13 protein-coding genes are annotated in these 8,393 nt (G+C 43.5%); all 13 read left to right on the forward strand.

From position 1 onward, the window contains the following. The first annotated feature begins 37 nt into the window (after positions 1–37). The gene (locus tag BM008_RS09330; protein WP_091936290.1) at positions 38–1,195 is read left to right on the forward strand and encodes a formate--phosphoribosylaminoimidazolecarboxamide ligase family protein; all 1,158 of its coding nucleotides are present in this window, start codon (positions 38–40) and stop codon (positions 1,193–1,195) included. A 128-nt stretch (positions 1,196–1,323) separates the two neighbouring features. Continuing rightward, positions 1,324–2,079: an RAD55 family ATPase gene (locus BM008_RS09335; RefSeq protein ID WP_091936292.1), complete on the forward strand. Its 756-nt coding sequence runs from the start codon at positions 1,324–1,326 to the stop codon at positions 2,077–2,079. A gap of 242 nt (positions 2,080–2,321) precedes the next feature. After that, positions 2,322–3,548 (forward strand): translation initiation factor IF-2 subunit gamma, encoded by a 1,227-nt coding sequence (locus BM008_RS09340; RefSeq protein WP_091936294.1) that lies wholly within the window; start codon positions 2,322–2,324, stop codon positions 3,546–3,548. Then, on the forward strand, positions 3,545–3,913 hold the full coding sequence (locus BM008_RS09345; protein WP_091936296.1) for a DNA-binding protein: 369 nt from the start codon (positions 3,545–3,547) through the stop codon (positions 3,911–3,913). Before BM008_RS09340 ends, BM008_RS09345 begins: the two co-directional genes overlap by 4 nt. 76 nt (positions 3,914–3,989) lie before the next feature. Continuing rightward, on the forward strand, positions 3,990–4,556 hold the full coding sequence (locus BM008_RS09350) for a DNA-directed RNA polymerase (protein WP_091936298.1): 567 nt from the start codon (positions 3,990–3,992) through the stop codon (positions 4,554–4,556). A gap of 20 nt (positions 4,557–4,576) precedes the next feature. Continuing rightward, positions 4,577–4,762 (forward strand): transcription elongation factor subunit Spt4, encoded by a 186-nt coding sequence (gene spt4, locus BM008_RS09355; protein WP_091936300.1) that lies wholly within the window; start codon positions 4,577–4,579, stop codon positions 4,760–4,762. Next, a complete protein-coding gene (locus tag BM008_RS09360) occupies positions 4,763–5,347 on the forward strand; it encodes a GTP-dependent dephospho-CoA kinase family protein (protein WP_091936302.1) in 585 nt (194 codons plus the stop codon). Next, positions 5,337–5,672 (forward strand): 30S ribosomal protein S24e, encoded by a 336-nt coding sequence (locus BM008_RS09365; RefSeq protein ID WP_091936303.1) that lies wholly within the window; start codon positions 5,337–5,339, stop codon positions 5,670–5,672. The genes BM008_RS09360 and BM008_RS09365 overlap by 11 nt, the downstream gene beginning before the upstream one ends. Before the next feature lie 2 nt (positions 5,673–5,674). Beyond that, a complete protein-coding gene (locus BM008_RS09370) occupies positions 5,675–5,824 on the forward strand; it encodes a 30S ribosomal protein S27ae (protein WP_091936305.1) in 150 nt (49 codons plus the stop codon). A 399-nt stretch (positions 5,825–6,223) separates the two neighbouring features. Further along, positions 6,224–6,898, forward strand: a complete 675-nt coding sequence (locus BM008_RS09375; protein WP_091936307.1) for a DUF2162 domain-containing protein — start codon at positions 6,224–6,226, stop codon at positions 6,896–6,898. 2 nt (positions 6,899–6,900) lie between these two features. Next, positions 6,901–7,524, forward strand: a complete 624-nt coding sequence (locus tag BM008_RS09380) for a MotA/TolQ/ExbB proton channel family protein (protein ID WP_091936309.1) — start codon at positions 6,901–6,903, stop codon at positions 7,522–7,524. Continuing rightward, on the forward strand, positions 7,521–7,892 hold the full coding sequence (locus BM008_RS09385) for a DUF2149 domain-containing protein (protein ID WP_091936311.1): 372 nt from the start codon (positions 7,521–7,523) through the stop codon (positions 7,890–7,892). The genes BM008_RS09380 and BM008_RS09385 overlap by 4 nt, the downstream gene beginning before the upstream one ends. A gap of 158 nt (positions 7,893–8,050) precedes the next feature. Continuing rightward, positions 8,051–8,393, forward strand: a 343-nt coding sequence (locus BM008_RS09390) for a carboxypeptidase-like regulatory domain-containing protein (protein ID WP_143072330.1), incomplete at its 3' end; no start/stop codon positions are given.

Genomic DNA, 8,393 nt, shown 5'->3' on the forward strand with positions numbered 1-8,393 from the left:
AGTAAATACAATGTCTGGGCAAAACCGAGGGCAAATAATGATAGACAGAAAAGAGATCTCAGAGATCATTGAAGATTATGACATGGACAAGGTCAAGATCGGTACTGTTGCTTCGCATTCAGCACTTGATGTCTTTGACGGCGCAATTGAAGAGGACTTCAGAACACTTGCTATATGCCAGCAGGGACGTGAGAAGACCTATACAGATTATTTCAAGTCACAGAGAGACAGCAACGGTAAGGTTGTCCGTGGTATAGTGGACGAGCACATAATGCTGGATAAGTTCAGCCAGACAACCTCACAGGAAGTCCAGAAGAAACTGGTCGAAGAGAATGTGCTTTTCATACCAAACCGTTCCTTCACATCCTACTGTGGGATCGATGAAGTAGAGAACGACTTCAAAGTACCTCTTGTAGGAAGCAGGAACATGCTCCGCAGTGAAGAGAGAGGTATGGACCGTGACTACTACTGGCTCCTTGAGAAGGCAGGACTGCCATTCCCTGAGAGGATCAGCGACCCACAGGACATCGAGGAACTTGTGATGGTAAAGCTGCCTCACGCAGTAAAGAAACTGGAAAGAGGTTTCTTCACAGCAGGAACCTATGAGGAATACCAGCAGAAGGCACAGTCACTCCTGAAGCAGGGTGTCATCACACAGGATGCACTTGACAATGCAAGAATAGAGCGCTATGTGATCGGTCCTGTATTCAACTTCGACATGTTCTACTCACCTGTTGAGACAGAGATGAACAAACTTGAGATACTTGGTATTGACTGGCGCTTTGAGACAAGTCTTGACGGACACGTACGTCTGCCAGCACCACAGCAGATGACACTTGCAGAACACCAGCTCACACCTGAATACACCGTTTGTGGTCACAACTCCGCAACTCTCAGGGAATCACTTCTTGAGAAGGTATTCGAGCTTTCAGAGAAATACATCGAAGCTGCAAAGAAGCACTATGACCCTGGTGTTATTGGTCCGTTCTGTCTGCAGACATGCGTCGACAAGGACCTGAACTTCTATATATATGATGTAGCACCACGTGTCGGTGGAGGAACAAATGTCCACATGTCAGTTGGTCACCCATACGGTAACACCATATGGAGAAAGCCAATGAGCACAGGTCGCCGTGTTGCCTTTGAGATCAGAAGGGCAATTGAGACCGATCAGCTTGACAAGATCATAACATAAGATCATAACTGAGCCCTTACAGGTCTGAGCATTTCTCAGACCTCTCTTTTTAAGATAAGAATACAATATAAATAACTGCTATCAAATAATAGTCTTTTTATATAATAGCGGTGATATTATCTAATCACATGCAGATCAACAGGATACCCACCGGAATAAAAGAGCTGGATGAACTACTGGAAGGAGGTTACCCCCTACAACAGGGCATCCTTATAAGTGGCCCACCGGGATCAGGAAAAAGTATCCTAGCAACACATTTCCTTCACATGTCATGTCTTGCTGGAAAGAAATGTATGCTCATGCTCACCCATGTAAATGTGGAAAGCTACCTTGAACAGGCAAGGAGCATAGGGATCGATTTCCAGACCTGCATTGACAAAGGCACTCTTCTTATCACTAAATCCTTCGAGACACGCAGCAACAAGATATACAATGCCGCACGACATGGAGCAGGCATAGGTTTTCTTGAGAAGGATATTGTCCAGAACGTTCAGGACATACCGGACGATGTAGATGTAGTAGTAATAGATAATCTTGACATGCTCTCACTATATCATAGTACAGAGGAATTTGCTGACAAGTTCTTCACTATAAACGATATACTCTTCGGAAAGAAATGCACTTCACTATTTTTGATGGGGCAGGAAGAGAACGGGATGAAGCATACGATAGCCCAGCACATATCCTTTGGTAATATTGAACTTTATATGGACAGGGAGACAGGCACAGGAAGGGGTATTCGTCAGATGTACATACCTAAGATGAGATGCACATATATCTCATTGGAACCTCTCAATTATAAGATCACAAAACAGGGAATTAAGATAGAGAGGATCTTCCAGAGGGATGAGATAATAAAAGATGCCCTCAAGTCCGTATTGTGATACTTCCGGACGGACTGGAAACTTTTTTACACCACCTTATCCATAGTAAGTTATATACATTATTAAAGGAATAAGGCATGGTTTGCCATACCAATAGGTAATTGCATTTTCTGGTTGTTCGAAATCATTTAAATATGATCAGGCGAATGATAGACCAAAATCTAAACAGATAATATATTGAAACTTATACTGAACTTATTTACACTTCTAAAACATTGCCCAACCGGGAGGGAAATCAAAAATTGAGTCAACCTAGTGTTAATATCGGCATGGTAGGTCATGTCGACCACGGAAAAACCACACTTGTCAGCGCACTTTCAGGAGTCTGGACAGATACACATAGCGAAGAGATGAAGCGTGGTATATCTATCAGACTGGGATACGCAGACACTACATTCAGGAAATGCCCTGACTGCCCAGAACCCCAGTGTTATACTGTTGCAGATAAATGTGAAGGCTGCGACAAACCATCTGAAGAGCTCAGGACCGTATCCTTTGTAGATGCACCTGGCCACGAAACATTGATGGCGACCATGTTATCTGGTGCAGCTATCATGGACGGTGCTATTCTTGTAATTGCAGCGAACGAGACATGTCCACAGCCACAGACAAAAGAACATCTGATGGCATTGAACATCATCGGGATCCAGAATATTGTTATCGTGCAGAACAAGATAGACCTTGTACCAAAGGAAAAGGTCATCGAGCACTACCACCAGATCAAGGAATTCGTAAAGGGAACTGTGGCAGAGAATGCTCCTATTGTACCTATATCAGCGCAACAGAACATAAATGTCGATGCGCTCATCATGACAATAGAAGAGATGATCAAGTCACCTACATACAAGATCGACAAACCACCTCACATGCTTATTGCAAGATCATTCGACATCAACAAACCAGGTACACCTATTAAGAAGATAACAGGCGGTGTCATTGGAGGAACACTTACAGAAGGTGTTCTGCATCCAGGGGACGAGCTTGAGATAAGACCTGGAAGAAAGGTAGAGAGTGACGGTACAACAAGGTGGGAACCAATAAAGACAAAAGTCTCCCTGATCATTGCCGGCAAGGACGATGTTGAGGAAGCAACCCCTGGCGGACTGCTTGCAGTAGGAACCACACTTGACCCTACATTAACAAAGAGTGATACTCTTACAGGACAGGTTGCAGGTATTCCTGGCACATTGCCACCTACACGTGATGACCTTAAACTCGAACTTCACCTTCTTGAAAGGGTTGTAGGAGTCTCCGATGAGGAAGAGATAGGTCCGATAAAGACAAGTGAACCACTTATGTTGAACGTAGGTACAGCCACTACAGTAGGTGTGGTCACCAGCGCACGTAAGGATATAGCAGAGGTCAAGTTGAAGAGACCTGTATGCGCAGAGAGCGGCTCCACCGTAGCTATCAGCAGACGTGTCGGTTCACGCTGGAGACTTATCGGTGTAGGAGTTATCGAGGATTGAAAGTAATTATTGATACTAACGCGCTGATGATACCTGTTCAGTTCAATGTTGATATCTTCGAGGAGCTTAAAAGACTGGGATTTGATGACCATCTGGTCCCCAGGGCCGTTATCAATGAACTGAACATTCTGGTCAAGACCCTCAAAGGAGCGGACAGGACAGCTGCAAAGGTTGCACGGGCAATGGCAGACAGATGTGAGATCATCGAGGCAGAAGGACATGCCGATGATGTCATTCTGGATCTGGCAACAGACCTTCCGGCATCTGTTCTCACAAATGATATAGGACTTCGCAAAAGACTGCAAAAAAAAGATGTCCTTGTCATATGTCTGAGACAAAAGAACAGGCTTGAGATAATATCATAGGCGATAGATAGATCAGTTTAAAATCATATAAGTTGCTAAACTAATTATAATTACAAGGATTATTGGAGTCAGTCATATGTATAAGAAGATGAAACTTGCCGATACAATTCGAGTTGCACCAGATCTCTTAGGCAAGGATGTTAACCAGAATGTCAAGAGTGCCCTGAGGACCAAACTTGAAGGCAGGATCGACAAGGATATCGGAGCTATTGTTGCTATCACACAGATAGATGAGATCGGAGAAGGTCACATCCTTGTGGGCGATGGTGCTGTATATTACGATGCAAAGTTCCAGGCAATAGTATTCGTGCCAACTATCCAGGAAGTAATTGAGGGAGAAGTTGTCGAAACTGTTGATTTCGGTGCTTTCGTAAGTATCGGAGCCATGGACGGACTCCTTCACGTGAGCCAGGTCACTGATGATTTCATGTCATATGACGGAAAGAACGGAAGACTTGTAAGCAAGGGCGGCGGCAGGTCACTCGCAGAGGGTGACAAGCTCAGAGCTCGTATCGTTGCGGTAAGTATCAATGAAAGGGATCCAAGGGAAAGCAAGATAGGATTGACAATGCGTCAGCATTCCCTGGGTAAGTTCGAATGGCTTGAAGAGGCCAGAAGACCGACCGCAGACAAAGAAGAATAATCATATACTGGAGAGATCAAATGAGTGAACAGGTTTGTCGCGAATGCCACAGGATAATCAATGGCCAGACCTGCCCGATTTGCGGCTCAAGCAATCTCAGTGCTGACTGGAGCGGTATGGTGATCATAATCGACCCGGAGCGCTCAGAGATAGCAAAGAAGATGGATGTCAAGGTTGCAGATAAATATGCATTGAAGGTGCGCTAATTGGGCCTTCATTTAGCATTACCAGACACACTTCGCCCACGTTTTCGTGAGATATTCGGGCGCCTTTACCGCGGTAAAGGCGACGATACCATTGTAAAGCTTTCCAGAGATCTGGGTAGTCCCACAAAACTTATATCCGTGGGTGATGTTACTACCTTCCACTTGCTCAATCTTGGAATAATACCGGACATCCTCGTAGTGGATGACCGCACAAAGCGCGGACCGGCATCAGACCGGGTCGTAGTGGGTACCAAGCATAAAGGGTTCACCGAAATATCCATTGACAATCCAGCAGGGGTAATAACCGAAGATCTGATAGACGCTGTAGGAAGTGCGTTGAAAACAGATGAACATGTCAGGATATTTGTGCGCGGCGAGGAGGACCTTGCAGCTGTACCTGCGATACTTATGGCACCTGAAGGATCAGCTGTTCTTTATGGACAGCCGGACGAAGGTGTTGTACTTGTTAAGATTACCTTAGATAAAAAGGAACAAATGAAGGACCTGTTAAGTGAGATACTCAACGGACAGGACCATACTACAGAACAAATCGAAGCTATTCGGAGGAAACTGAATGGATATTAAGATCATTAAAGATAAGAATAATGCGCTTCTCAACAGGCGTGAATTGAACCTCGCTGTCACCTTTGACGGTGCTACACCATCAAGGAACGACGTAAAAAGCAAACTTGCAGCTATGCTCACAGTACCATTAGGACTTGTGATCGTCCAGAACATGGATAATGAGTTCGGTAAGCAGGAACTTAAAGCATACATCAAGATCTATGAAGACGAAGCTCGTATGAAGCAGGTAGAGGAAGCATACGTCCTTGAAAGGAACGCGCTCCCTGAGCCAGAGGTCGTCGAGGAAGAAGAAGAAGTAGCTGAAGAACCAGCAGCAGAGGAATAATTATGGCAGCAAAGGATTTCTATAAGGTCAGCGGCGATTCCGTCGAGCGCACACATCAGTCCTGCCCACGCTGTGGAGAGGGAGTTTTCCTCGCAGAGCACAAGGACAGACGTGCATGCGGCAAGTGCGGTTACACCGAATTCAAGAAATAACCATTATTCCTGCAACCCATTAGGGTTGTCTTTTTTCCTATTTTTGTTTTCTTTTCATTATAATAACCTGTCAGTGACATCTCTACTTAATTCACGATATTTTTGTACATGTTCTTATCGTGCATTCATTCTGATAATTATTCACATATCAATATAACTTGATTAGTATACACATTGCAGCAGTACATCAGAAATTTTTCTACCTTCTGCTACGTATTTTGTATTGAAATAATCCGAAAGGTTTATTAGTAGGCACTTTGTTTGCATATATTAGTTCAAAAACAAACATTAGTAAGCTTATTAATAATTACTATTGCAATAATAGCAATTGAATATATGCTAACAATGAATTCAAGTTAGTTTATAATTAACATATAACATTGTACAAGAAGGGGTCAAATGAGTTACGTTTATGCAGCCGTGATAGGCATACTGACAGGTATCTTCATATTTGGGTTAAAGACCGGAGTAGGATGTGGATTCTCAACCGTCAGGAAAAAAGATGTACTGATACTTGCAAGTGCTTACTTTGTAATATCCATAATACTTGGAAGTCTGGTGGAAATGGTGGACCAGTCATATCTGGAAGGTATCGCAAACCTTGGAATGACACTGCACGTATTCATAGCACTTGTTCTGATAGGAGCAGGGATATACACTCAGAAAAAATGGAACTGTGGACATGATGTCTCAAAAAAGACCTTCCTTGTCATATCAGTTCCCTGTCCTGTATGCCTCACAGCTCTTTTTGTGTCTTGCATGATACTGGCCTCAACACTTGAAGTAAGTGGATGGAAGGTCGGTATTCTGGTAGGATCTGTTTTCTTCATATCAGTGATATCATCAACATGGATCTTCAGAAGAATGAAAAGAACGCCTGAAGACCTTGGAACAGCGATGATGTTCCTTGGGATATTCTACCTCCTCGGAGCAATGATAGTCCCGGCATACATCAAAGCAAAGAAGCTCAACCTCGCACTGAGCAGTGGAGGAGAATTCGAGATGATCCCATTGTTGATATTCACGATATTCATAATCGGGGGCTATGCCCTCAATAACATAAGAGGTCAATAAAAATGGATGCAACATCTTCGTTGTTTGGTATATTGTACACTTTCTCAGCTTCACTGCTGTATCCGGTAATTATTATTCTGATACTACTAGTGGTATTCTCTCTGATGCTTATCGGAGAGTTCCTTTCAGAATATGCGAAAAGACATCGAGACATCGGGAATCTTGAACTTTGTTGCAGTAAGGTAAGAGAACATGTAGGTTCTCAGGAATTTGAAAAGGCTGCCGGTTCACTGCGTAATGTAAAACAGAATTTTATGGTTACAGATTTTGCAACATCTGCTGCAGATCATCTTGAAAAGAACATGATCCCTGCCATTGAATGGCTGTCACAGGAATACGAGATCAGAATGGCAAAGAGACTGGAACAGACTAGGATCGTAGCAACCATCTCACCTATGCTCGGACTAATGGGAACACTTATCCCACTGGGACCTGCATTAATAGGACTTTCTCAGGGAGATATCGTACAACTTGCAAACAACCTCATGATAGCATTTGCTACAACGGTTATCGGATTGTTCGCAGGTAGCATCGGCTATGTTCTTACACAGATAAGGAAAAGATGGTACTGGCAGGATATGGCTGATATCGACTATATCCTCGATACCCTGGAGGTAGGGGAGTGAAGAGAAGAAGGTACAGACGAACAGGACTCATCAATAATGAGGACGAGCAGAACCCCCTGACAGGGGTTGCTAACCTTTTTGACATTGCTATGGTATTCTCCGTAGCACTTCTGGTGGCACTGGTGATGTCATACCAGATGCCGGAGCTTCTCAGTCCTACAGAGGACATAACCCTGGTCAAGAACCCGGGACAAAAGGACATGCAGATAATAATCAAAGAGCAAGGTCAGCCCATCGAGGTCCTGAACATGACAGACCAGATAGGCGGTGGAACCGGGGAAGCTCTTGGTACTGCTTACAAACTTGCTGATGGAAGAGTGGTTTACGTTCCTGAAGAAGAAGATGGAGGTAACACAACTTCCAGTTAATTTTTTTTGTCTTTTGATTCAAGCTGGCTTGTTTTAAAACAATTCAACTTAACATCGTGGTTGGTGGATAGGAACATAAATAAAGAAAAGATGGTGGAGCATTTCGGTACAGCCTGCAAGCAAAGTAACCGAAATGCTGCACGTTATCGAGGGATAACATGCAAAATAAGAGAATATTGACATTGTTCATAAGTGTATTGTTGTTACTGTCACTAACAACAGTGGTCTCGGCAGAAGAAAATGACTATTATCTGGTAGCAAATACAACCAGTGATGCAGACGGGAATTTTGTTTTTGATGATATTCCGAATGGAGAGTACCTACTGTATGCGATAAACTATTCAGAAGGAAGAGGTGGAGTGTGGAGCTGGTACAATGCACAAAAAGATATTGTTGTTAGCAGTTCAGACATTACAAATCTGGAAATAGAACTGGAAAAGAACTCCGTAATAGATGAGAACAAAGTGCTGGCATATTTAGATAAATCAACGATCGAAGGCG

The sequence above is a fragment of the Methanolobus profundi genome, from assembly GCF_900114835.1.
GTDB lineage: Archaea > Halobacteriota > Methanosarcinia > Methanosarcinales > Methanosarcinaceae > Methanolobus > Methanolobus profundi.

Excerpts from the sequence above, each read along its gene's own strand:
- BM008_RS09370 (WP_091936305.1), top strand. The coding sequence starts at position 5,675 with ATGGCAGCAAAGGATTTCTATAAGGTCAGCGGCGATTCCGTCGAGCGC.
- BM008_RS09365 (WP_091936303.1), top strand. The coding sequence starts at position 5,337 with ATGGATATTAAGATCATTAAAGATAAGAATAATGCGCTTCTCAACAGG.
- spt4 (WP_091936300.1), top strand. The coding sequence starts at position 4,577 with ATGAGTGAACAGGTTTGTCGCGAATGCCACAGGATAATCAATGGCCAG.
- BM008_RS09380 (WP_091936309.1), top strand. The coding sequence starts at position 6,901 with ATGGATGCAACATCTTCGTTGTTTGGTATATTGTACACTTTCTCAGCT.
- BM008_RS09350 (WP_091936298.1), top strand. The coding sequence starts at position 3,990 with ATGTATAAGAAGATGAAACTTGCCGATACAATTCGAGTTGCACCAGAT.
- BM008_RS09335 (WP_091936292.1), top strand. The coding sequence starts at position 1,324 with ATGCAGATCAACAGGATACCCACCGGAATAAAAGAGCTGGATGAACTA.
- BM008_RS09375 (WP_091936307.1), top strand. The coding sequence starts at position 6,224 with ATGAGTTACGTTTATGCAGCCGTGATAGGCATACTGACAGGTATCTTC.
- BM008_RS09330 (WP_091936290.1), top strand. The coding sequence starts at position 38 with ATGATAGACAGAAAAGAGATCTCAGAGATCATTGAAGATTATGACATG.